This is a genomic window from Celeribacter sp. (genome assembly GCF_048266405.1).
Classification (GTDB): domain Bacteria; phylum Pseudomonadota; class Alphaproteobacteria; order Rhodobacterales; family Rhodobacteraceae; genus Celeribacter.
This window is the reverse complement of sequence record NZ_JBLWZO010000002.1, coordinates 499,680-521,891: the sequence shown is the minus strand read 5'-3', so window position 1 is coordinate 521,891 and position 22,212 is coordinate 499,680. Positions and strand designations below refer to the sequence as shown.

The following is a 22,212-nucleotide window of genomic DNA, read 5'->3' as shown; positions in this document are numbered from 1 at the left end:
CGGCCGCGTGGCCAAACCAACATCTCTTCGCGTCTATCTCGCCACAACCGCACGCTCGGAATCGCAAGCCGTCAAGCGGCTAAAGCGACTTCAGTCCTCTGGCGTTCTCTCCCAAGACGGCGTTGACTGCAGGCTTGCCCGAGCCTTGCCTCCGCGTCCTGCGGGAGAATTGATCTGGTTTCATGTCGCGCGTACGCGTTCCGTTACCGCAACCCTCGAATTATTGGATACACTGCGCGACGAACGCCCTGATCTGTCCTGCCTTCTAACCACGACAGACCCGCTTCCGGAACAGATGGATCGCCTCAATAACGTCATCCATATGCCGCTTCCCGAGGAATGCGTGATGGTCGTCAGACGCTTTTTGGACCACTGGTCTCCAACCGTTCTGGGCTGGGTCGGAGACGGGTTTCGCCCGTCACTTCTCTGGCATGTACAAGAGGCCCGCATCCCGAGCGTAGCCATTGCCGCCCCTGAGTGCGCCCACGAATTCGACGCGCGGTTTATTCTCCCGTCACTGCGCCAGTCCACCCTGTCCCAGTTCGATCATGTCATCGCGAGCAATAACAACGATGCCACAACATGGCTTCGTATGGGCGTGAATGAACAACGGATCGACGTGGTCGGCCCCCTTGAGGAAGGGTCACTGTCGCATCGGTTCGAGGAACACGGATTTGTGGAACTGTCCCAAGACATTGGAACGCGCCCGACGTGGTTTGCCGCCTGCCTGTCTGCGGGCGAAGCTACCGATGTGATCAAATCCCACACAACCGTCATGCGCCATGCCCACCGTCTTTTGCTGATCGCAACATTCAAGGATGCGGCAGCCCAAGACACCTTTGAGAAACAGGCCGCCAGCGCAGGACTGCGCGTCGCCCACCGCAACAACCACACCCCCGTGAGCGAAGAGGTCCAAGTCCTCATTGCTGACTCGGAAATAGACGAAAGCGCCCTGTGGTATCGCGCCGCCCCGACAAGTTTTCTTGGCTCGTCCCTGACGAAGGATGGTGGGATTTCCCCCAATGATGCGGCGGGTTACGGCTCGGCGATTGTCCACGGCCCACATGTGTTTCATCACGAAAATGCCTATGCCCGCTTGGCGGCAGCAGGCGCCACACGAATGGTGCGCTCGGACAGTGACTTGAGCGATGCCGTTCGCGCCTTTCTGGCCCCCGATGCCTCCGCATTGGCCGCAAATGCGGCGTGGACGGTGATGTCATCAGGGGCGGAAGTCTCGACTCGCACCGCCGACCTGCTCCATGATCTCCTCGATCTACGGGAGGCGATGGACGCATGAAAGAGCCAAAATTCTGGTCAAATCCTGCCGACCGCCCGGGCCTTGCCGCTCGCGTTCTGGCACCTCTTGGCGCAATCTATGCAGACCAAACCGCTCGTCGCGTCGCAAAAAGCGGGCTCAAAGCATCCGTTCCCGTCATTTGTATCGGCAACATCAATGCTGGTGGGACAGGCAAAACACCGACGGTCATCGCTCTGGCCCAACGTCTCATAGAGCGCGGAAAGTCGGTACACGTTGTATCACGCGGCTATGGCGGATCGCTCGATGGCCCTGTACGTGTCGACGAGCGCCGCCACAGCGCGGACCAAGTCGGTGATGAACCGTTGCTGATTGCCGCATTCACCCCCGCATGGATCTCCAAGGATCGCGCCGCAGGCGTCCGTGCCGCGCAAGAGGACGGTGCAGATGTCATTCTCCTTGATGACGGAATGCAAAATGGCAGTGTTGAGAAAAACGCGACCTTCGTCGTTGTCGATGCACATCGCGGATTTGGCAACGGGCGGGTCATACCCGCAGGGCCACTTCGCGAACCGATCTCACGCGGCCTTGCACGCGCCGATGCAGTCATCTCGATTGGAGACGCGATAGCGCAAGAGCGCTTTTCCGCTCTTTGGTCCAATGCGGTGACGGTCCCGCGCCTGAGCGCCGCGCTGACCCCCTTGCAAACGGGCTTTGATTGGGTCGACCAACCCGTTCTGGCCTTCGCAGGAATTGGCCATCCCGAGAAGTTCTTTGCCACACTGAAAGGCCTCGGAGCGAATCTCCTTCGTGCCGAAGCCTTGAGCGACCATCAACCCTTGTCGACGCAGCTGATGACACGATTGGAGATCGAGGCCCTCGCCTTGGGCGCACAGATGGTCACAACGGAAAAAGACGCGGTGCGTTTGCCCCGCGCCTTTCGCCAAAAGGTTGTCACCCTGCCCGTGCGCTTAACGAGCGAGGATTGGTCGGTTCTCGACGGCATCCTCGCTCGGCTCGGACTGGAATAAGGCTTATTCAGCCAGTTTTTTGTCCAGAATTTTCTTGAGATCTGCGTAGGACATGTTGGAGTGTTTCACGCCATCAATGACGAGGGTCGGCGTCGCATTGATCTCATCCGCCTCAGCCTCTTTCTCGGATTTATCGATCATTGCCAGCGCCATTTCGCCATTGTTCATGCAGGCATCCAGTTCGGCATCGGACAGCCCCGCCGTTTTACCGATCTTGCGCAGGTTTTCGACGATCAGCATCGCATCTTTACCACCGGCAAGCCACTCTGTTTGCTGCTCATAAAGCAGGCTTTGAATACCGAAGTAGCGCATTGCTCCACCACAACGTGCCACCATTGCCGCCCAGAGGCCAAACTTGTCAAAGTAGGCTTCGCGGTAGACGAATTTCACTTTTCCGGTATCGATGTAGTCTGCTTTCAGAGGTTTAAAGACAGACCCATGAAAATTTGCGCAATGCGGACATGTATAGGACGCGTATTCGATGATCTCGATCGGCGCATCTGCATCACCCATCGTCAAATCAGGCACCACAATGGTAGCTGGCTCTGCCTTCTCTGTTTCTTGTGCAAAGCTCGGCAGAGCAAAGCCCGACATCATGCCAACCGTAGCGAATGCGGTTGTGGTAAGGAAAGTACGTCTATTCATGGGTCCACCTTTGATTGGTTGGCGTTTTTGGTTAGGACGTTTGCCCCGAGTTTTTCAAGCGCAGCGCGCAATCCCTCGTCATGGACACCCGTCGACATCTCATGCGCCTCATGAACCAACTTTGGATCAAGGGCGGGTTTTGTGTCTTTTTTCGTCGTTTCGAATTGAACGCGACCCGCGGCAAAACCCGTGGGCGCAGTCTGTGTAATATGAATACGGCTGATGGCACTAAATCCGTAAACCGCATTCACGCGGTCACGGATTTTGGGCAACTCGGCTTGTAACATTGGGGCAAATGCACCCGTCGTCAAAAGCGTCAGCGTCGCGCCAAACCCACCCTTGGCATAGGATACCTTGATCGGGCGGGCCATCGCGGCGGTTTGCTCACCGACCACCTCGGGCCAATGAGTCAACAACCGCGTCTCGGAAAATCCGCGGGCCTCGGTTGCTGCTCGGATTCGCGACTGCAAAAGACCAGAGGTCATCTCGAACCCCTTTCGTCTCCGTGCGAATGTTTTACCCGATTTAGCTGCCATCGTATTTTCCAAGTCTCCATCTGGCCTCTTTGGCCCTGCGCCCTATTGTAGTGGTCCCGACGCCCTGCACCAGTAGAAAGCCGATGACGGATGCTAAACATTGCGTGACGAATTGAAATGTATTGAAATCGCCGACACGCTTTTGGCGTGGTACGACACTCATGCGCGCGATTTGCCGTGGCGTGTCTCCCCCCAAGATCGCGCGAATGGCGTCACACCCGACCCTTACCGGGTGTGGCTCTCCGAGATCATGCTGCAACAGACAACTGTTGCGGCGGTGAAGTCCTATTTCGAACGTTTCACCGCGCTGTGGCCAACGGTGCAGGATCTGGCCGCCGCTCCCGACGACGCGGTTATGGCCGAATGGGCAGGGCTCGGATACTACGCCCGCGCCCGCAATCTGCTCAAATGTGCGCGGGTGATAGTCGCGGATCACGGCGGCGTGTTTCCCAATGATCACGCCACACTTTTGACCCTCCCTGGAATTGGGCCTTACACGGCATCAGCCCTCTCCGCGATTGCCTTTGATGCGCCCGAGACCATTTTGGACGGCAATGTAGAACGCGTGATGTCGCGGCTATATCGAGTAGAGACACCGCTTCCGACCTCAAAGCCCGAACTGATGGCCTTAGCCACGCGCCTCACCCCCAAACACCGCGCAGGCGATTATGCGCAAGCGGTCATGGATTTGGGGGCAACGGTTTGCACACCGAAATCACCCAGTTGCGGCATTTGCCCTCTCAGCGAGAATTGCCGTGCCCGCCGTGAAGGCGTGGCTGCCGATCTACCCAAGAAACTGCCGAAGAAACCCAAGCCTGTGCGCTTGGGCCATATCTATGTCTCACGCACAGCGGCGAAAGAATGGGTGTTGGAGACACGGCCCGAAAAGGGGCTTCTCGGCGGGATGCTGGGTTGGCCCACTTCGGAGTGGAGCGACGCGCCATCTGACCGCCCGCCCTTTGATGCCGAATGGCAGGATATTGGCGCGATCCGCCACACCTTCACCCACTTCCATCTGATCTTGCGTGTGCATGTGTCACATCCCGTCACGGCGCCACAACATGCCGTTTTACTGCATCATTCAGACTTTCGGCCCTCCGACTTGCCGACCCTGATGCGAAAGGCATTTGATCTTTCTCAAGCAATCTTCGACAATTAAGCGGTAGAAACCACGGTGACGTGACATTACGAGGTGCCGAGATGAATATGGCCAAGATTTCTACTCGAAACGCGATACCCTTCTGGTTGTCGCTTGGGATCGTTCCCCTGTTATGGATTGGCGCGGTGAAAGGCGGTTGGTGGACGACCCTTGTGCCACTCTACGCGTGGTATCTGTTCGCGGCTCTGGACGCCGTACTGGGTCTGAACCTCGACAACCCTGATCCCGAAACGCCTGAACAGGAGTTATTCTGGTATCGGTTGGTCACGCTGATCTGGTTCCCGTTGCAGTTCGTGAACATCTTTGGGTTAATCTATTTTGTCACCCACACCGATCACCTGTCCACACTGGCCACCATTGTCCTGTTCTTTGGCCTCGGCGTGTCGTCAGGAACCATCGGGATCGTGTATTCCCATGAGCTGATGCACCAACGCAATACGATGGAACGATGGCTTGCCGATCTGCTGTTGGCTTCGGTTCTCTACTCCCATTTCCGCTCTGAGCATTTGCTTGTCCACCATGTCCATGTCGGCACGCGGCGCGATGCGGTGACGGCGCTTTATAACGAGGGGTTCCACCGGTATTTCTTCCGCGTTCTGCGCGAATGCCCTCGCTCGGCATGGCGGGCGGAAGCGGCGATGTTGGCCCGTCGCGGCCTGTCGCCGTGGCACCCGCGCAATCCGCATTTCCGCTATTGGACGCTCCAGATTTTGATGATGATTCTGGCTGTGCTGCTTGGAGGTGTGACGGGGCTGTTGCTGTTGTTCTGGCAAGCCATTGTCGCAATCTGGCAGTTGGAATTGACCAACTACATCGAGCATTACGGGCTCACGCGCCGCCACCTCGGGGACGGCAAATATGAACACGTCAAACCCCATCATAGTTGGAACGCCGCGCATATGGCGACCAATTGGTTGCTGATCAATTTGCAGCGCCATTCGGACCACCACTACAAACCGGATCGCCGTTTCCCCCTGCTGCAAAACTACGACAAAACCGATGCGCCACAGCTTCCACGTGGCTACACCGTGATCGCTTTTGCCGCGATGGTCCCACCGCTGTGGCGTCGCATTATGAACCCGAAAGTGCGGGCGTGGCGCGAACAATACTATCCTGACATCGAGGATTGGGACGACTACAAATACGGTCGCAATCCGCTTCCTGAACTTTAACTGCCAGACAAAAAAAGGCCCCGCCAAAAGGCGGGGCATAAGTTGATGCCGTGGAAGTCAGACCACAGGCACCTGGCGGTATTCTGGTGAAAAATTCGCATTTCGGCACCCGCAAATGACGCGTCTGATCTCTGTCGGACTTGCGTCGGGCAAAATGGCGGATGCCGAATGTTATGAGGGCCGCGGGGGCTAGTTCATCTCCGCGCGGATTTGCTGACGCAGCACGTCAATCGGCACCTGTTGCCCATCGCGTTTAAACGTCCAATAGGTCCATCCGTTGCACGAAGGCGCGCCCTCTAGATGTGCGCCGACCTGATGGATCGAGCCTTTCACATCATTGGCAACGAGCGTGCCGTCGGCACGGACCTTTGCCTTCTGGCGACCGTTGAGCGAGTAAAGCTCCTCACCCGGGCGCAACATGCCGCGCTCGACCAACTGGCCAAACGGCACGCGTGGCTCGGCGCGTTTCGAGGTCGAAACATGCAGCGCGTCCTTGTCGAACTTGCGCACGGAATCGATACGTTTCTGAGCAACCTTGCGATACTTCTCTTCGCGCTCGATGCCGATGAACTCACGGCCAAGCATTTTCGCAACCGCGCCCGTTGTCCCCGTCCCGAAGAACGGATCAAGCACCACATCACCGGGGTTGGTCGTACCAACCAGAATACGGTGCAGCAGGCTTTCGGGTTTTTGCGTTGGGTGTGCCTTTTCGCCATCTTCGTTTTTGAGGCGTTCGCCACCGTTACAAATTGGCAAGACCCAATCCGAGCGCATCTGGATGCCTTCGTTCAGCGCCTTGAGCGCCTCATAGTTAAAGGTGTATTTGGCGGCCTCGTTTTTCGATGCCCAGATGATCGTCTCGTGGGCATTGGTGAACCGCTTGCCACGGAAGTTGGGCATCGGGTTGGACTTGCGCCAGACCACATCGTTGAGAATCCAGAAGCCTTGGTTCTGAAGCTCGGCGCCCATGCGATAGACGTTGTGATAGGAGCCAATCGCCCAGATCGCGCCATTCGGTTTGAGAATACGGCGCGCGGCGGCAAGCCAAGCACGGGTGAAATTGTCATAAACCTTGAAGCTGTCGAACTGGTCCCATGAGTCATCAACTGCGTCGACTTTGGAGTTGTCAGGACGATGCAGGTCACCGCGCAACTGAAGGTTATAGGGAGGATCTGCGAAGATCAGATCAACCGAGCCTTCGGGAAGGCTGTTCATGATCTCAATGCAATCGCCACCAAGAATCTGGTTTAGCGGCAGCTCTTTGGCTGCCTCACGTGTTTTAGTCGTCATACTCTGCCTCTTATCGTGCCCCTTATGGGGCATCGTTACCGCACCGTTTTCGGCGTCGTTTTATGAGGACAAAGATGAGTCAAAGTTGATTCCCGGTCAATTTCTTTTTTGAATCAGTCACTTAGTTATTTATCTTGATACAAGATGTTGTGTATGGGCTTGAACGAACGTCTATGGTGTGGGGTCACCCCAAGATTTCGGAGTCCCTCTAGATGCAATTTTGTCCCATAGCCCGCGTTTTTCTCCCATCCATAACCTGGATGCTGTTGCGCTAAATCCACCATCAGCCGATCACGCCATGTTTTCGCAACGATTGAGGCCGCCGCAATCGACACGGATCGCGCGTCGCCTTTGACGATGGCTTCGGCATCTAGGCCAAAGGCGGGGGGAATCTTGTTCCCGTCGACAAGAACATAGTCAGCGGGCACTTTAAGACCTGCAACCGCACGCTCCATCGCCCGCAAGGACGCCTGTAGAATATTGATCTCGTCGATCTCCTCGACCGAACAGGAGGCAATAGAGACATCCGCCACCTCCATGATCTGATCGTAAAGTGCGATTCGGCGTTTTTCGGTGAGCGCCTTACTGTCGTTCAACCCCTCGGGGATACGATCAGGGTTGAGCCAAACGGCGCAGGCAGTGACGGGACCGGCGAGCGGGCCACGCCCCACCTCATCCACACCGACGATACGGCCATAGCCCCGCGCGGCGGCTTGAGTTTCAAATGAATAGTCTGGAGCTGTTTTTACCATAGACCTGTGAAACCCCATCGCGGTGGGAATGGCAAGAAACAGGTTGGAAAAGAGGCGGAAGGTCCGCATGAAACCTCCCGCCCGAGTGACGCGACCCATGGGGACATGAGTGCCGCGTATAGGATGTGTCAGGGTATGTGTTAATGGCGGCGGTTGTCGGCAACCTTATAACCAAAGCGTCCCAGACAGCTCATGTCATAACCTTCGACCGTTCCGCTTTTGGCGCGGATATCCGTTTCGCACCGCTTTGGCAGGGGCGCGTTGGAGCGGCGGGTTTTATCAAGGCACCGTTCAACGGCAATCGACGTATCCGCACCATGACGGCGATCGACCTTCACAACACATTGTGCGGGAATGTCGAAATGGGAATAGGGCTGCGCCTTGTGACGGGACGGACCATTATGACCTTTATTGTTGTGCGGTTTGTGGGTCGGCTGTGGGGCGGCCACGGGCGTGGACGATTTATTCGACTCGTGGATGAGCTTGCCGACAACAAACAGGGTCAGAAGTCCGCCAACTGCGCGGGCAACGTCCTCGTCACCTGCGCGGGCGGGAGCGGCATAGGCTGCAACGGAGATTGAAAACGCCATGAGGCCTGCGGTGAATTTGGTATGTCTCATCTGGTGTTCCTTTATGTGACGTGACCGACACGGGACAGGATGCGTCGGTGATGGATCACTTTTGGGCCAGATCCGCAAAATCGCTCAATATCAGCCGCGTGATATTGGATAGCAGGCATAAAGGCGGGCTTTGTTATTGAATAACACGCGGTTTTTGCCCAAGGATGTGGGCATGACACGCCTCATTAAAATCGCCCGTATCGGGATGGCCACTGGCCTCATCGCGCTCTTGCCCGCTATCGCGCAGGCGGAGTGCTACGTCTCTTATAAGGCAAAGCGGGAAAACCCGTTGAAGCTTCATTTCGGTGTGGCGGAAGTCCCCGATGCCGCGTGTTCAAAAGACGCCGCAGCGACGGTGCTTGCCCCACGTCTTGCGAAAGACGGGTGGATTCTTTTGACGATTGCCGCAATGGTCGACGAAACCGAACTGGAGGCTCTGAAAGACAGTGCTGGCGCGTTTTTCCTCAAATACTGATAGTGCGCGATCCGCGCGGGTTGTGGCGCTTGGCGTCGGGGCGATTGTGGTCATCCTGCTTGCGGCTGCGGCCTTCCTGTTCGCAAACCTGCCCGATGCCAATGCGTTCAACGCACGGGTGGAGCGCATCTTTGTCGAGAACGATCTGACCACAAACGCACAGATCAAACTGCTCGAAATCCTCGCGCAATCGGGCACGGCCTTTTCCGACACGCTGACAAGCTACCGCATGGTGATCTTCGTGCTGTTGATTTTCGCCACAGCGTTGCTCGTTGCATCTTTGGTATTTGTGGTGACCATCATCGCCATGAACCGCCGCATGAGCGAGATTGAACGCGCAGGGATGCAGGTGTCGAGCTTGCAAATCTCCCGCGCCGAGAACGCCGTCTACCTCAACGACATGGCATTTCAACTGACCCCCGCCGCGATGGAAACCATGTCGATCCTCGCCGAAGCCCGTCTCGACGGCGATATGCTCTCGGGCGCAGAGATTGAAGCGATGATCTCGGGGCGCTTGGTGTCCGACTGCGACGAAGCCGCAGGCGCCACACGCATCAAACGCCTACGCGACACGCTCGGCAATCAAATGGTCAGCGAAATGTTGGTGAAAAACGTCGCCCGCAAAGGCTACGTCCTCTCCGTCTCAAAAGACGTCATCGAGATGGTGTAGGGCTATTCAGCCCGCAAGCGTCCAATCGAAATGGTGATCCCGACTGGATTCGAACCAGTAACCTGCCCCTTAGGAGGGTGTATTTCATTGCGCTTGTCCTTGTTGTTTTTCAAATAGTTGAATGCATTTTAGTGGTCATTTTGTACCGTACGCGTTCTGAATAGCGCCCGTACATCGGCCTCGTCCGTCTCGGCATGGGCATAGATCCGCATCGGCAAATTCGGGTCCGACCAGCGGCCTGCTTTGGCTGCGGTCACGGGATCAATCCCTTGACGCACCACAAGCTCGGTGAAGAACCCATGCCGTCCCGCGCGGTGCGCTGACAAATAGGGAATGCCCGCACGCTTGCAGATTGTCCGCCAACGCTTGGAGTATCCAGTCGGACTGCCATAGCCAAACACCCGCGCTTTCATGAACTTTCCCGTCTTGCGGTTCTTCGGCTGCTTGGGCCTGAGCGCGCACATTTCCTGCATCATCTGCGGTGAGACAGTGATCCACTCATCGGGATGCCCTTTCTGCGCTTTCAGCCTCACCTGATTTTCGGAGGGACGCAGATCATCAGGCTCAAGCGAGGTCGCCTGATCGATACGGGCGGCAGTCTCGAACATGAACCGCAACAAAGCCGCATTGTAAGGATCAGCGGCGGCACAAAATGCCTCCACCCAGTTCTTGTCCGACGGCATGCGTTCGACACGGCTTGGCTTGCCTCGAAACTTGTCCTGCGCAATCCGTTCAAATTTGTCGTAAGCCTTCACGCGAATGAGCGGCGTGCCCTCCAGCTCGTGCGCGTTATTGATGACCGCACGCGCGGGCGTCACAATCTCACGCCACCACGTATCTGTGCAAGCCTTAGGTTTCAGCTTGGGGCCAAGGCTTTTGAGGCGCGCACCAGTAATCGCACCCAATGACAGATGGCCGATCTCTTCAACGATGGGGATCAGTTGCTTCGCGGCGACCGGTGATGCCTTGTAGAGCATGATCGCGTCCGCGAAGGTCATATTGACCTCGTCGCCAATGAGATACCGACGGATTTGGAACTCGGTCTCGCGCGTTATCCAGTCCCGTGCGCCTGCTTCTGTAGATGCCTTAGTGCTGCGCCGGTATGGACCGGCGATTGGCCTGCCGTTGTATTCGACCCAGCCTTTCGCCCAGAAATAATTCCCACGTTTGTAGATTTCGAGTGGCATGACGGACCTCCTTCGAAAATGGCATCGATCTGCGCAGGCGTGATGAGCATGGTGCGCCCGAGACGATAAAATGCCCCTGTCGCATTGGCGCGCTCTCGCAACGTGCGCTCGGAAACATCAATGCCCATGCCCGCCATGACCTCAACCCACTGTGTCGGAGTCTTGCCCAACGCAAGGATCTGGGAGCCTTCTGGTGCTTCGACTTCAGCCATTGTGAACCGCCTTTCCTCGTTAAACCTAGATTCGCGTTCCGCATGGAATCGCTTGTCCCGCACCATCTGACGTGATCAGATGGATTAGAATGTAAAATACTGTCATTTTGTGCAGTCTCGCGCGTAAATACAGTCTCGTCAACAGGAAACCGTGCATGTCACGAGATTCTAAAAGTGTGTTTGTTGCTATGGGCGCTCGACTGGCGATCGTGCGCAACGAAATTGGCCTTACCCAAACTGCGCTTGCCGATGCTCTCGGTGTGTCGCACCGCGCTTATCACAGCTACGAAAAGGGCCAGCGCGGATTACCGGTCGAAGCGCTTGTTGCCTTAGGCGACAGCTTTGATGTCGACATTGCATGGGTGCTTATGGGCACCAAAGCCATCCGCACGGCGCATGACTTCGACGCCCTAAAGCGTATCGAGACCGAGCTCGATCAGCACCTCACATCAGAAGGCATAAAAATCAAAAGCGAAAAACGCGGCGCAATCGTCGCGCGTTGGTATCAGTCGCACGTCGAGGGTCGCGAAGTCTCCGACGACGACGTGCACACATGGATTGAATTGGTAAGGGAGTAAGAGTGTGAATGAACCAAGCAAACAATGGCAGCAGATTAGACGCGCAACTCTGGACCGCGCGCGCCGTCAAGTAATCGATCCTATGCAGCCACTTTCCACACTCTTCGTCGCGACAGTCTTGCTCTATAGCGCGGGATTTGTGCGCCTTAACATACTTGCCGAAACAGGCCAAAACTACACATGGCTCGACGCGCTCCAGATCCTCGGAACGGCAGTGTCAGGCCTCCTGCTCCTCATTCTGTCTGGCGCGGTGATGACGCTCGGCTTTATGTCGATGAGGTTGGCAAAGGTGGCGCAGGGCAGCGAAACGGCACACTAAACCGCCCGCAACTGTGCCTCATCGGCTTTGACACGTGTTTGCGCCCCCATGAGATCCATCAAGACCCAAACACGGCGATCCGCGTCTATTTTCTCGACCTCACCGACAAAATCGGAGAATGGGCCTTTGGTGAACGTCACGGCGTCTCCCGTCGCGAGAACGGACGCCGCGACCAGTTTGCCCATACTGTCGCACCGCGCCTTTAACCCATTCACCAGCCCGCCCGGCACTGGTGCTGGCGCGCGACCAAAGCTCACCAACCGCGTGATGCCTTGCGTTGAATTGATCGCTCGCCAACACCCCTGCACGGCATTGAACGCGACAAAGATGTAGCCAGGGAAAAGGGGGCGCCGCGCGGTCACAAACCTGCCTGACCGCTGCTGTGTGGTCTCTTCGAGAGGGAGAAACGTCTCAAACCCCTGCCGTTCGAGATTGCGTTTTGCAATCTGCGCGCTGTTCGGCTTCAACTGAGCCAAGAACCAACTCATCTCTTTATCAACGACATTCCGTGTCATTCCACACCCCTTAACAACCACGACGCCATGTATCGTTCAATTTCGAACAATTGCAACATCAACGACATCGCACCTTAGTCCTAAACCGCGATTTTTACGGTTGCCTGTTTATTAATCATTCGCTACTGCTCAAATTTGAACGATGGAACATCTACTCGTCACGCCAGCTAATTTCTCACGGAGCGCCGCTCAGGCAGCTCTAGTGCGGTAGCCTGCCAAGACCACAGCCATATGACACGCTCCCAACTTCAGGAAGATATGTATTTTCGCATCCTTCGACTCCTTCAGGAAAACCCTGAAATGTCGCAGCGCGACCTAGCAAAAGCAGTGGGCGTGAGCGTGGGGCGAATGAACTACGTGCTCAATGCGCTCGTGGATAAAGGGCTCGTGAAATTAGGGAACTTCACGGCGGCGAAGGACAAACGGCGATATGCGTATATTTTGACACCAAAGGGGATTGCGCAAAAAGCTGCGCTGACAAGGTCATTCTTGGCGCGGAAGGTGGCGGAGTATGTAGCTCTTAGGGAAGAGATTGAGACGCTTCGGAACGAATTACCTGCACGCGGGTCTGAACCCGCACACGAACGCGATTAACCTAAAAGCCAATCGCATTACCTTCGGCATAAAAATCATCCCGCTAAACACACAAAGCAATCGAACATAAGTAACAATACTAGTTTGCGACGACACAGGATATCCCCAAAATGAAAATTGCAATGATTGGAACCGGCTATGTAGGTCTTGTATCAGGCGTATGCTTCTCCGATTTCGGGCATGACATCGTCTGTGTCGACAAGTTGCCCGAAAAGATCACTATGCTTGAACGGGGCGAAGTACCAATCTACGAACCAGGTCTCGACGCCGTTCTTGAGCGCAATGTCACCGCGGGACGTCTAACTTTCACAACTGATTTGGCATCAGCCGTTGCAGGCGCGGATGCGGTTTTTATTGCGGTCGGAACTCCAACCCGACGAGGCGACGGCCACGCGGATCTGAGCTATGTGATGGCGGCAGCTGAAGACATCGCACATGCGCTTACCGACTATACCGTCGTCGTAACCAAGTCGACCGTGCCCCTCGGGACCAACCGCAAGGTCGCCGAAACGATACGCGCGGCCAATCCAAACGCCATTTTCGATGTCGCATCGAACCCCGAATTCCTGCGCGAAGGAGCGGCGATCGAAGACTTCATGAAACCCGATCGTGTTGTCGTTGGCGTTGAAAGTGATCGCGCGCAATCAGTGATGGGCGACATCTATCGTCCGCTTTATCTGCGCGACTTCCCGATCATCTATACAGACCTAGAGACAGCCGAAATGATCAAGTACGCGGCGAATGCCTTTCTCGCGACCAAAATCAGTTTCATTAACGATATCGCGGCCCTGTGCGAGCGAGTCGGCGCCGACGTAAAGTCCGTTGCGCGCGGCATGGGGCTGGATGGGCGCATCGGCAACAAGTTTCTCCATGCAGGCCCTGGTTATGGAGGCTCCTGCTTTCCCAAAGACACCTCGGCACTGACACGGATGGGACAAGAGCACGGCGTACCTCAACGCATCGTTGAGTCGGCTATCACGGTCAACGATACGACCAAACGTAGAATGATCGACAAGGTAATCGATCTCTGCGGTGGATCGGTCAACGGCAAAACCATCGCTGTGCTTGGCGTCACATTCAAACCCGAAACCGACGACATGCGCGATGCGCCAGCCTTAACGATCGTGCCGGCTCTCGTAGGCAGCGGAGCCAAGGTGCGGGTCGTAGATCCACAAGGTCGCAAGGAGGGCGAAGCCTTGCTGCCGGGAGTAGATTGGATTCAAGACCCCTACTTGGCCGGCGATGGAGCAGACGCAATCGTAATCTTAACCGAGTGGAACGCCTTTCGCGCGCTTGACCTTGCTCGGCTAGCATCCGGCATGACCGAACCAGCCATGGCTGATCTACGTAACATCTACGACGAGGGCGCGGCAAGATCGGCCGGCTTCAAGAACTACATAGGAGTAGGACGTTGAGAACAGCTTTCATTACTGGAACCGGCGGGTTCATTGGCTTTCACCTGACGAGGCTCATATTGTAGGAAGGTTTGAGAGTTGGTGGCTTAGATGACATGACGGACTACTACTACGGCTACCTACAACAATGTTCCGACTCTTTCCCGTCTATGGACCTTGTGGTGAGAGGAGGTGCCACTATACCATTATTCAATTTAGCTATGAGCCTCCTCGTCAACAACTACAACCGCGGTGGGATATGGTGGTGCGACGTTCCGCCTAGTGAATATCGGCAACTCCGATCGAGGACAAGCTCGACATCGAGGCGATCCGCAATTACATTCCGATGCGGGCAGGCGATGTGCCCGCGGCTTGAACCGATGTGACCATCCTTCAACGGCTGACCCATTTTATAACGAAAACGAAATTTATGGCCAATGTACCACGTTTGGCGAAATGGTATCTTGAATATGATACCATTTCGAAGCTGGAGGACCCGAATGCCAAATACTGAACCCGTACCTTTTTTCATCCCGTTCACAGATAGCACTGAAGCTAACGCTGTTCTCGATACGATTCAGTCGCACTGGCTCACGTCGGGGCCGCGTTGCCGCAAGTTCGAAGAAGCTCTCGCGGCCTATGTTGGCCCTGGGGTGGAGGTCGTGACAGTGAACTCGGCGACAGCAGGCCTGCACCTCGCGCTCGATGCCGTGGGGATCGGCCCGGGCGACGAGGTATTGCTGCCGACATTGACATTCACGGCGACGGCCGAGGTGGTACGCTACCTCGGTGCAGTGCCGGTCTTCGTCGATGTCGACCCGCAGACCCTCAACATTGATCTGGCAGCTGCAGAAGCCAAGGTCACAAACAAGAGCCGCGCAATCATGCCAGTTCACTTCGCCGGCCTGCCTTGTAACATGAACGAGCTCGGCGATCTCGCGGCGCGCCACAATCTGCACCTGATCGAAGACGCCGCCCATGCTTTATCTGCGTCACAGGGCGATAAGCGCATCGGTGCCTTTGAGTCGGCGGCGACAGTCTTCAGCTTCTACGCCAACAAGACCATAACGACCGGCGAGGGTGGAGCTGTGGCGACCCGCGACCCGGATCTGGCCAAGCGCATGCGCGTCATGCGCACACACGGCATCGACCGAGACGTGTCCGAAAGGTTCCGCACAAGCTCCTGGCAATACGACGTTATCGCCCCGGGATTCAAATATAACATGACAGATATCGCTGCGGCGATGGGTATCGAACAGCTAAAGAAAGCCGACACTGCTCGCGACCTGCGCCATGCGCGGGCCGTGAGCTATCTCGAAAGGCTCGCCGACTTGCCGCTCTACTTGCCCGCCCCCGGACCGAATGAGGACGCCCATGCCTGGCACATCTTCCCAATCCGCGTGAAGCGCGAGGCGCCTGTTAGCCGTAACGAACTTGCGGCGGCATTCTCCAAGGCAAAGATTGGCTTCTCGGTCCATTATCGCCCTCTGCACCAGATGTCCTACTGGGCCGAGAAATTCGTTTCGCCGCAGGATAGCTTTCCCGTCGCAGACGAACATTTCGATACGACGCTCTCGCTGCCACTTTTTCCGGGCATGACCGACGCCCAACAAGACCGCGTCGTCGAAGTGCTACGGAACTGTTTAAAGGGATAGATCGTGCCCCGACCGCTTGAAATACTGCTCGCCCTGTTCGGCATTGTAGCGCTCTTCCCGATCATCATCGTGAGCGCATTACTGGTGGCGATCATGTCGCCCGGCCCGGTCCTGTTCCGCCAGGAACGCGTCGGCCGTGACGGGGAATTGTTCGAGATCCTGAAATTCCGCTCGATGACGGCCAAGCCGTGCGATGGCGCCTCCCTGGTCACCGCCGCGGGCGACAGCCGCATCACGCCGGTTGGCAGAATTCTTCGCAAATCTAAGATCGACGAACTTCCCCAGCTCTTCAACGTAATTCGCGGCGATATGTCCTTCGTCGGCCCCCGTCCCGAAGTGCCCGAGCTCATCGGGCTATACTCCGACACCGTGCGCCAAACTATGCTTTCGGTGCGCCCGGGCATTACCGATACCGCTTCCATCGTTTTCCGCGATGAGGAAACAGAGCTTGCCGCACAAAGCGACCCGGCGACCTATTACCGGGATGTAATCGTGCCGCGTAAGGGCGCGATTTACTGCGATTACATCCCTAGAAAATCGACGATCTATGACCTCAAGATCATCCTACAGACGCTGGCCCGCATCATCGGAGTGGATAATAATAAGGATTCTCAATGATAGCTAACAGACTCTTCCCGCTGCACTACAACAGGATAGCGGTCGGAGGCTTCCGGCTTTCGGCCCAACTAGCGCATTGGCACATCCCCGTGCTGCCGCACCTGCTGTATGTACTCAATGCCATAATCTGGGGTTGCGAGTTGCACTACCGTGCCAGTATCGGGCTCAGCTTCCGACTTGCCCAATCCCAAGGCATCGTTGTCGGATCGGACTGAGACATGACTAGACAGGCTCATTCCGGCTTGCTGCGAAAACTGCTCGGCCCCGCCATGATGCGCATCGCTGGCACCGTGGTGTCTTTCTTGATCGTCCTCTTGCTAGCCAAGGGATCGGAGACCGACGGGCTAGCGGCCTACCACCTGCTCACAACGCTGGCTGGATTTTGGCTGATCGCCTCGAAATTCGGGCTAGACACGATTTCACTACGACTTGCGGCGCGGCAGGAAAGTGCCGTTGCCAAAATCCTCGTCATTCGTGACTCGCTGCGCGCAGCATGCCTGCCGATTGCCGTCCTGCTGCCGGTTCTAGTGATCTATCTTGCCGTGTTCGAACCGATGACCGGCGCCGATTTGTTAACGGTGGCGCTCATCGCGATCTCACTAGTCGCCTTCACCTTCCTCGTTATAGCGATCGAGTTCTACCGCGCCTCGGAACGCCAGAGTATACATAGTTGTATCAGGTTTTTCCTTCCGAACCTCGCCATCCTCGCACTCATCTACGCAAGCATGACGGTCCTGCCATCAGGCTGGTCTCATTGGCTCATAGCCTATTCGCCCGTGATCGGGAGGCTCATGATAGCGGTCCTCGGCGGTGCAATCATCGGATATATTTTTCTCCGCCATTCACGCACAGCGCGAGCTAAGGGCGAAATCCATGCCAAGCCCGAAAAGATGCTCTGGGACTACGTGCCTGTCGGAATCGCCACCACACTTGTCGTCGCCCTCGGCTTTATTGCGGTGAAATCAATTGCCGTATTCGGAGGCGAAACGGACGTCGCCGCACATGCGGTCATTATCCGCATCACCTATGGCCTTACGGTCCTGACTTCGACCGTGTCCTCCCTTGTCTCGCCACGCATGTCGCGCTTCAACGAAGACAAGGAGGCGCTCTGGTCGCTGTTCCGCTTTTCCTCGCGCTTGATGCTTCTCGTCGGTGGGCTCTTCATGGCATTGATCATCCTGTTCGGTTCGTGGTTCCTTGGGATCTTCAATTCTGTCTTCACACAATACTACCCCGAGCTGATCGTTTTCTCACTCGCCGCCGTCGTGAACGGGATTCCTTTTGGACAGTTTATGGTCCAGCTAGATCTCGAGAAACCCTTTGTTCGGATTATGATCGTGGCGGTCGTGCTGCAACTGCTAGGCTGCGCGATCTTCGGAACCGTCTGGGGGATGCTCGGCATCGGGATCGTTGCGGTTTTTGTCGCTGGATTTTGGAACCTATCCTGTTTCATTACAATCAAGAAATACGGAAAATTATAGTCATGAATAGAAAAGTTGATTTCTTTATCGTCGGCGCGGCCAAGTCGGGTACCACATCAGTGTTCCGCCACCTCAAAGCGCACCCGGAGATATTCCTCCCACGAGACAAGGAGCCTCACTTCTTCGGCGATCAGCGCCCGAAAATCAAGTACGGCCTGTATCCCGATTTCGAGAGCTACATGTCCCTGTTTCGCAACGCAAAGGACGGGCAGATTTGGGGAGAGGGATCGACTGCCTATCTCTATAGCGAGACCGCACCGCAGGAGGTATTCCGACACAACCCCAAGGCAAAGATCCTGATCCTACTTCGTGACCCTCGCGACCGAGCCTATTCGCTCTATTGGCACCACCGCCGCGATTTTCACGAAAAAGTCTCATTCGAGGACGCCCTGGCACTCGAAGACGAACGGATCGCTCAAAAGGCACCTTTCGGCTTCCACTACCTGAAGAGCGGGCTATACTATGACAGTGTTAGGCGCTGGCTCGAAACTTTCGGCAAAGATCAGGTCCGCATCTACACCATGGAAGATCTCAAGCAGGATTCCTCCAGCGTCATGCACGATATTTGCGCATTTCTTGGTGTCAAGGAGATCGAGATTTCGACCGAGAAAATCCACAATCGCAGCGGCGAACATCGCAGCCGCCTAATCTCCTACGTTTTTGCCCGAAATAACCGATTCCGGCGCGTGGCCAAGCGTATCCTGCCTCACCGTGTAGCCCGCGTGCGCGAGATAATCGTACAGCGGAACCTAGTGCAGCCCGAAGAAATGGCCGAGTCCACGCGCGACCGTCTAACTGCGCTGTTCCGGCCAGATATCGAGCGCCTCCAAAAGCTGATTAACCGCGACCTGAGTGGCTGGATGAAATGACAGATTGGTGCCATCCGTCAGACGTTTCCGTTGTAATTCCCTGTTACAGGTGTGGCGACACAATCAATCGCGCAGTGCAATCGGTGCTGGCGCAAACCTCCCTGCCCGCAGAAATAATCATCGTCGACGATTGCTCACCCGATGATTCGCGCGCGCGTGTTGAAGCGCAGCTGGCGAGCTGGTCGACGCACGTTCCCGTGCGCATCTTGGCTACGGACCAGAACGGAGGGGCGGCGGTCGCGCGCAACATGGGGATCGACGCTGCTCAGCATGACTGGGTCGCCTTCCTCGACTCGGACGATTTTTGGCTGCCATGGAAGTTGGCGCTGCAATGCGAGGCCATGTCTAACGCCAAGGCCTCAATCAGCGGCCACAAGGTCACTCGCGATCCGGGATCCATCGACAGGCGGCCCTCGCCGGAGATCCGAAAAATTACCTATTCGTCGCAATATTTCAAGAACAAGGTGCCGACTCCGACTGTGCTCCTGCGCAAGAACTCTCTTCGCTTCGATCCCGCGCTGCGCTATGCTGAGGATCAAGATTTCTGGCTTCGCTATATTCGCGACCGAAACGAGGAACTCCTGTTCCTTGCCGCGCCACTAACAGCCTGCGTAAATCCGCCGTTTCATAGGGGTGGGTTGAGTGGAAACCTTGGCGCAATGATGAAAGGTCAACTCCGCAACCTCACCCGCCATAATCCGCCCGGAATATCCGGGCGTCTACTTCAGGTCATTGCTATCCTCTGGTCGCTCCTGCGGCATGTGAGGCGGGTACTGCTGTCCTGGATGGCCACAATATCCCAGTCTCGGATATGAGAATTAGTCGCGATACCTTGCTACTTTGGTCCGTTGCAGGCTACCTGTTCCTCTTTCCCTATTATATATTCGAAAGTGGGCAGCCGCAGGTATCTGATTTTATGATCCTGTCAAGCGTCGTATACGCATCCGGGCTCATCATCCGTTCCATCCGGAGCCAGTCGATTGCCGCCGGCAGCCTCTTGGCCTTCATTTTCTGGACCTTGATGGTAAACGGCTACTACGAGGCCACGTCACCCTACGGAGGATTCATCAAGTATTCCCTCTACTACGTGTTCAACGCGTATCTTTTCTTTGCCACCTACGCTGTCCTATCATTGCGCCGGGACGACAAGGCGTCAGAATTCCTGCAAAAGGCCGTGATCATAGCGTTGTGCCTCCAATTGCCGCTCGCCCTGACCATACCCAATGACGGTTTCCGTGAGATAGGAACATTTAATAACCCCAACCAACTTGGATATTTCGCTGTCACGGCTGTCGCGGTCGTCGTGGCGCTCAACAGCCACCGCCCAATCAACAAGATGGTGTTCATCTCCCTCGTGCCGGCATCGTTTTTAGTCGCGATGACTTTCTCCAAGGCGGCAATCGCCTCGTTGGTCGTCATGCTCGCAATGTTCGCACTGCACTCGATCACCCGTGTCAGAACCATCGTCATCTTCGCCCTTGTCGTTGGCGCCATCTACTACTACGTCCAGAAAACTGGCTACGCTGAACTGGTCATTGATAGGTTCAGCAATCTCAGCATCGGAGGAGATGACTCAGCCGCGGGGAGAGGTTATGACCGCCTGGTGCTGAACATGGAGTACCTCATCCTCGGCGCAGGCGAAGGTGCCTACAAAGTTGGACGGTTCGAAAGCATGCTTCAGAACGAAATGCACTCCACCTTCGGAAACATGCTCTTCGCCTACGGAATTACTGGTTTTTCGCTGTTCCTCTTTTTTCTTTACCGCTGCCTCTCCCGCTCCACACTCATCGTAAATATTGCCTTCTTCTCCGGCCCGTTTCTCTACGGTATCACACACAATGGCATCCGCTCAGGCTTGCTCTGGGTGTTGCTCGCGGCAATGATCGCGGCGAAGACGCGCACGCCAGTCCCAGGAGACAACAACTGGCGATAACTGATCACCGAGCCTGCCGACATAACGAAATTGCGCCTTGGCACTGAATCTGTCATGTAGCAAGGCAGAGGGAAGTGGCCCGAGCGTTTCAAAAATCCGTTAAAATTCAGATAATCCATGCACATTCTCATTTCTTCCCAACGCTACTTCGGCATCCGACAGTCACGTCTCAACCTGATACGTGCACTTCTTTCACGTGGTCACGAGGTAACTCTGGTGACGAATTTCGAAGGTGCCGACCCGGAGGCAGAAATAGATGACGCCGGCTTTACCGCGATACAGGCGCCATTCTCGGTCGGAAGCATGGTGCTGCGCCATGAGATCGAGGGCGCGCGGGTGCTGATGCGCGAGATCCGTCGCCGTAAGCCATCCATCGTTCACCTATTCAATGCGAAACCCGTGTTACTCGGCGGCATGTTGATTAAGCTCCTCCACCGCCACCGCCCACCGATACTGATTACGACGATCACCGGGCTGGGCTACAGTTTTTCCTCAAGCCGTAGTCTTGGCAAAGTCGCGGGTCTACTTTACGGTTTTTCGGCGTCTCGCGTCGACCAACACATATTTCAGAACCAAGCCAATATGGACTTTTTCATGTCACAGGGGTGGGCCGCACCAGAGAGATCGCTCAAGGTGGCAGGCTCTGGTGTCGACCTCAACCGTTTCGCAGGGCTCACGCGCAAACCCAACGACGGACGCCTGCGGATTCTTTTCGCTGGGCGTTTTCTGCGCTCAAAAGGCGTCGGCGATTTCCTTGACATCGCCCAGCGCGCTCGCGCCGAGGGACTCGCGATCGATTTCCTGCTTGCCGGCGAACATGTCTCCCATCCTGACGCCTTCCCGCGCGCGGAAATTGAGGCCGCAGCAGCCGATGGACTAATCACCGATCTTGGCTTCATCCACAACATACCCGAACTCCTTGAACGCATTGACGTTCTGATGCTACCGAGCTCCTACGCTGAGGGCATTCCGCGGGTTTTGATGGAGGCCGGCGCTATGCGGATCCCTGCCATCGTCTATGAGAACCCCGGCGTTGAGGAATTCGTGAAAGACGGCGATACTGGCTTCGTCGTCGCCCCCCACGACACCACGACGGCGACAGCTCTTCTCGCCACAATGGCTGATAATCCCAACTTAGTCGGCCTGCTCGGCGAACGAGCATGCCGACGTGTTGAGACTGAGTTCGACATGAACAACATCGACGCAACTCATGTTTCCCTTTACGAAAAAATGGCCGCGGAGATAGATTGAC

Annotated in this window: 24 protein-coding genes; 17 read left to right on the top strand and 7 right to left on the bottom strand. The window is 56.0% G+C overall.

Annotated features, from left to right (window positions below; all coding sequences use genetic code 11):
* Window positions 1-7 precede the first annotated feature (7 nt).
* Window positions 8-1,297, top strand: coding sequence for a 3-deoxy-D-manno-octulosonic acid transferase (locus ACN0TS_RS07355; RefSeq protein ID WP_417258683.1), 1,290 nt, complete (start codon window positions 8-10; stop codon window positions 1,295-1,297).
* Complete coding sequence (lpxK, locus tag ACN0TS_RS07350; protein ID WP_417258682.1) at window positions 1,294-2,286, top strand: tetraacyldisaccharide 4'-kinase; 993 nt, start codon at window positions 1,294-1,296, stop codon at window positions 2,284-2,286. Before ACN0TS_RS07355 ends, lpxK begins: the two co-directional genes overlap by 4 nt.
* A 3-nt stretch (window positions 2,287-2,289) precedes the next feature.
* Here lpxK and ACN0TS_RS07345 read toward each other — a convergent pair whose 3' ends face one another.
* Window positions 2,290-2,931: a DsbA family protein gene (locus ACN0TS_RS07345; RefSeq protein ID WP_417258681.1), complete on the bottom strand. Its 642-nt coding sequence runs from the start codon at window positions 2,929-2,931 to the stop codon at window positions 2,290-2,292.
* Window positions 2,928-3,416 carry a DUF721 domain-containing protein gene (locus tag ACN0TS_RS07340; protein ID WP_417258680.1) on the bottom strand — a complete coding sequence of 163 codons (489 nt, stop codon included), beginning with the start codon at window positions 3,414-3,416 and terminating at the stop codon, window positions 2,928-2,930. Before ACN0TS_RS07340 ends, ACN0TS_RS07345 begins: the two co-directional genes overlap by 4 nt.
* A gap of 151 nt (window positions 3,417-3,567) precedes the next feature.
* Between ACN0TS_RS07340 and mutY the strand changes: the two genes are divergently transcribed.
* Both mutY and ACN0TS_RS07330 read left to right on the top strand, forming a co-directional pair.
* Window positions 3,568-4,626, top strand: coding sequence for an A/G-specific adenine glycosylase (mutY, locus tag ACN0TS_RS07335; protein ID WP_417258679.1), 1,059 nt, complete (start codon window positions 3,568-3,570; stop codon window positions 4,624-4,626).
* 41 nt (window positions 4,627-4,667) lie between these two features.
* Entirely contained in the window at window positions 4,668-5,798 is a 1,131-nt protein-coding gene (locus tag ACN0TS_RS07330; protein WP_417258678.1) for an alkane 1-monooxygenase, read from the top strand.
* A 189-nt stretch (window positions 5,799-5,987) separates the two neighbouring features.
* Here the strand turns inward: ACN0TS_RS07330 and ACN0TS_RS07325 are convergent, their stop codons facing one another.
* From ACN0TS_RS07325 to ACN0TS_RS07315, 3 genes are all read right to left on the bottom strand, one after another.
* The gene (locus ACN0TS_RS07325; RefSeq protein WP_417258677.1) at window positions 5,988-7,088 is read right to left on the bottom strand and encodes a site-specific DNA-methyltransferase; all 1,101 of its coding nucleotides are present in this window, start codon (window positions 7,086-7,088) and stop codon (window positions 5,988-5,990) included.
* 125 nt (window positions 7,089-7,213) lie between these two features.
* Complete coding sequence (locus ACN0TS_RS07320) at window positions 7,214-7,840, bottom strand: ribonuclease HII (RefSeq protein WP_417258745.1); 627 nt, start codon at window positions 7,838-7,840, stop codon at window positions 7,214-7,216.
* Between the two features lie 140 nt (window positions 7,841-7,980).
* Complete coding sequence (locus tag ACN0TS_RS07315; protein ID WP_417258676.1) at window positions 7,981-8,460, bottom strand: hypothetical protein; 480 nt, start codon at window positions 8,458-8,460, stop codon at window positions 7,981-7,983.
* A 172-nt stretch (window positions 8,461-8,632) separates the two neighbouring features.
* Here ACN0TS_RS07315 and ACN0TS_RS07310 point away from each other — a divergent pair, with 172 nt between their 5' ends.
* Together ACN0TS_RS07310 and ACN0TS_RS07305 are read left to right on the top strand one after the other, a co-directional pair.
* Entirely contained in the window at window positions 8,633-8,935 is a 303-nt protein-coding gene (locus tag ACN0TS_RS07310; protein ID WP_417258675.1) for a hypothetical protein, read from the top strand.
* Entirely contained in the window at window positions 8,907-9,605 is a 699-nt protein-coding gene (locus ACN0TS_RS07305) for a winged helix-turn-helix domain-containing protein (RefSeq protein ID WP_417258674.1), read from the top strand. The genes ACN0TS_RS07310 and ACN0TS_RS07305 overlap by 29 nt, the downstream gene beginning before the upstream one ends.
* A 128-nt stretch (window positions 9,606-9,733) precedes the next feature.
* Here ACN0TS_RS07305 and ACN0TS_RS07300 read toward each other — a convergent pair whose 3' ends face one another.
* Window positions 9,734-10,792: a tyrosine-type recombinase/integrase gene (locus tag ACN0TS_RS07300; RefSeq protein WP_417258673.1), complete on the bottom strand. Its 1,059-nt coding sequence runs from the start codon at window positions 10,790-10,792 to the stop codon at window positions 9,734-9,736.
* Window positions 10,793-11,159: 367 nt separating this feature from the next.
* Between ACN0TS_RS07300 and ACN0TS_RS07295 the strand changes: the two genes are divergently transcribed.
* Window positions 11,160-11,582: a helix-turn-helix domain-containing protein gene (locus ACN0TS_RS07295; protein ID WP_417258672.1), complete on the top strand. Its 423-nt coding sequence runs from the start codon at window positions 11,160-11,162 to the stop codon at window positions 11,580-11,582.
* A gap of 82 nt (window positions 11,583-11,664) precedes the next feature.
* The gene (locus ACN0TS_RS07290; protein WP_417258671.1) at window positions 11,665-11,901 is read left to right on the top strand and encodes a hypothetical protein; all 237 of its coding nucleotides are present in this window, start codon (window positions 11,665-11,667) and stop codon (window positions 11,899-11,901) included.
* Here the strand turns inward: ACN0TS_RS07290 and nusG are convergent.
* On the bottom strand, window positions 11,898-12,416 hold the full coding sequence (gene nusG, locus ACN0TS_RS07285) for a transcription termination/antitermination protein NusG (protein WP_417258670.1): 519 nt from the start codon (window positions 12,414-12,416) through the stop codon (window positions 11,898-11,900). The two genes, ACN0TS_RS07290 and nusG, sit on opposite strands and share 4 nt — an antisense overlap.
* A gap of 231 nt (window positions 12,417-12,647) precedes the next feature.
* Between nusG and ACN0TS_RS07280 the strand changes: the two genes are divergently transcribed.
* The 9 genes from ACN0TS_RS07280 (at window position 12,648) to ACN0TS_RS07240 (ending at window position 22,211) form a co-directional block, all read left to right on the top strand.
* Window positions 12,648-13,010 (top strand): MarR family EPS-associated transcriptional regulator, encoded by a 363-nt coding sequence (locus ACN0TS_RS07280; RefSeq protein ID WP_417258669.1) that lies wholly within the window; start codon window positions 12,648-12,650, stop codon window positions 13,008-13,010.
* A gap of 110 nt (window positions 13,011-13,120) precedes the next feature.
* Entirely contained in the window at window positions 13,121-14,425 is a 1,305-nt protein-coding gene (locus tag ACN0TS_RS07275; protein ID WP_417258668.1) for a UDP-glucose dehydrogenase family protein, read from the top strand.
* Window positions 14,426-14,904: 479 nt separating this feature from the next.
* Window positions 14,905-16,059: a DegT/DnrJ/EryC1/StrS family aminotransferase gene (locus ACN0TS_RS07270; RefSeq protein ID WP_417258667.1), complete on the top strand. Its 1,155-nt coding sequence runs from the start codon at window positions 14,905-14,907 to the stop codon at window positions 16,057-16,059.
* A 3-nt stretch (window positions 16,060-16,062) separates the two neighbouring features.
* The gene (locus tag ACN0TS_RS07265) at window positions 16,063-16,677 is read left to right on the top strand and encodes a sugar transferase (RefSeq protein WP_417258666.1); all 615 of its coding nucleotides are present in this window, start codon (window positions 16,063-16,065) and stop codon (window positions 16,675-16,677) included.
* Between the two features lie 218 nt (window positions 16,678-16,895).
* Entirely contained in the window at window positions 16,896-18,158 is a 1,263-nt protein-coding gene (locus tag ACN0TS_RS07260) for a hypothetical protein (RefSeq protein WP_417258665.1), read from the top strand.
* Between the two features lie 2 nt (window positions 18,159-18,160).
* Window positions 18,161-19,027 (top strand): sulfotransferase domain-containing protein, encoded by an 867-nt coding sequence (locus ACN0TS_RS07255; protein WP_417258664.1) that lies wholly within the window; start codon window positions 18,161-18,163, stop codon window positions 19,025-19,027.
* Complete coding sequence (locus ACN0TS_RS07250; protein ID WP_417258663.1) at window positions 19,024-19,842, top strand: glycosyltransferase family 2 protein; 819 nt, start codon at window positions 19,024-19,026, stop codon at window positions 19,840-19,842. The genes ACN0TS_RS07255 and ACN0TS_RS07250 overlap by 4 nt, the downstream gene beginning before the upstream one ends.
* Window positions 19,843-19,943: 101 nt before the next feature.
* Window positions 19,944-20,960 (top strand): O-antigen ligase family protein, encoded by a 1,017-nt coding sequence (locus tag ACN0TS_RS07245; protein WP_417258662.1) that lies wholly within the window; start codon window positions 19,944-19,946, stop codon window positions 20,958-20,960.
* Between the two features lie 117 nt (window positions 20,961-21,077).
* A complete protein-coding gene (locus tag ACN0TS_RS07240; protein ID WP_417258661.1) occupies window positions 21,078-22,211 on the top strand; it encodes a glycosyltransferase in 1,134 nt (377 codons plus the stop codon).
* Window position 22,212: the final 1 nt, after the last annotated feature.

Coding starts and splice junctions, on each gene's coding strand:
- ACN0TS_RS07310 (WP_417258675.1), top strand. CDS start 8,633: ATGACACGCCTCATTAAAATCGCCCGTATCGGGATGGCCACTGGCCTC.
- ACN0TS_RS07255 (WP_417258664.1), top strand. CDS start 18,161: ATGAATAGAAAAGTTGATTTCTTTATCGTCGGCGCGGCCAAGTCGGGT.
- ACN0TS_RS07320 (WP_417258745.1), bottom strand. CDS start 7,840: ATGGTAAAAACAGCTCCAGACTATTCATTTGAAACTCAAGCCGCCGCG.
- ACN0TS_RS07260 (WP_417258665.1), top strand. CDS start 16,896: ATGACTAGACAGGCTCATTCCGGCTTGCTGCGAAAACTGCTCGGCCCC.
- ACN0TS_RS07330 (WP_417258678.1), top strand. CDS start 4,668: ATGAATATGGCCAAGATTTCTACTCGAAACGCGATACCCTTCTGGTTG.
- lpxK (WP_417258682.1), top strand. CDS start 1,294: ATGAAAGAGCCAAAATTCTGGTCAAATCCTGCCGACCGCCCGGGCCTT.
- ACN0TS_RS07315 (WP_417258676.1), bottom strand. CDS start 8,460: ATGAGACATACCAAATTCACCGCAGGCCTCATGGCGTTTTCAATCTCC.
- ACN0TS_RS07295 (WP_417258672.1), top strand. CDS start 11,160: ATGTCACGAGATTCTAAAAGTGTGTTTGTTGCTATGGGCGCTCGACTG.
- ACN0TS_RS07300 (WP_417258673.1), bottom strand. CDS start 10,792: ATGCCACTCGAAATCTACAAACGTGGGAATTATTTCTGGGCGAAAGGC.
- ACN0TS_RS07280 (WP_417258669.1), top strand. CDS start 12,648: ATGACACGCTCCCAACTTCAGGAAGATATGTATTTTCGCATCCTTCGA.
- ACN0TS_RS07325 (WP_417258677.1), bottom strand. CDS start 7,088: ATGACGACTAAAACACGTGAGGCAGCCAAAGAGCTGCCGCTAAACCAG.
- ACN0TS_RS07290 (WP_417258671.1), top strand. CDS start 11,665: ATGCAGCCACTTTCCACACTCTTCGTCGCGACAGTCTTGCTCTATAGC.
- nusG (WP_417258670.1), bottom strand. CDS start 12,416: ATGACACGGAATGTCGTTGATAAAGAGATGAGTTGGTTCTTGGCTCAG.
- ACN0TS_RS07270 (WP_417258667.1), top strand. CDS start 14,905: ATGCCAAATACTGAACCCGTACCTTTTTTCATCCCGTTCACAGATAGC.
- ACN0TS_RS07275 (WP_417258668.1), top strand. CDS start 13,121: ATGAAAATTGCAATGATTGGAACCGGCTATGTAGGTCTTGTATCAGGC.
- ACN0TS_RS07250 (WP_417258663.1), top strand. CDS start 19,024: ATGACAGATTGGTGCCATCCGTCAGACGTTTCCGTTGTAATTCCCTGT.
- ACN0TS_RS07240 (WP_417258661.1), top strand. CDS start 21,078: ATGCACATTCTCATTTCTTCCCAACGCTACTTCGGCATCCGACAGTCA.
- ACN0TS_RS07245 (WP_417258662.1), top strand. CDS start 19,944: ATGATCCTGTCAAGCGTCGTATACGCATCCGGGCTCATCATCCGTTCC.
- ACN0TS_RS07345 (WP_417258681.1), bottom strand. CDS start 2,931: ATGAATAGACGTACTTTCCTTACCACAACCGCATTCGCTACGGTTGGC.
- ACN0TS_RS07340 (WP_417258680.1), bottom strand. CDS start 3,416: ATGACCTCTGGTCTTTTGCAGTCGCGAATCCGAGCAGCAACCGAGGCC.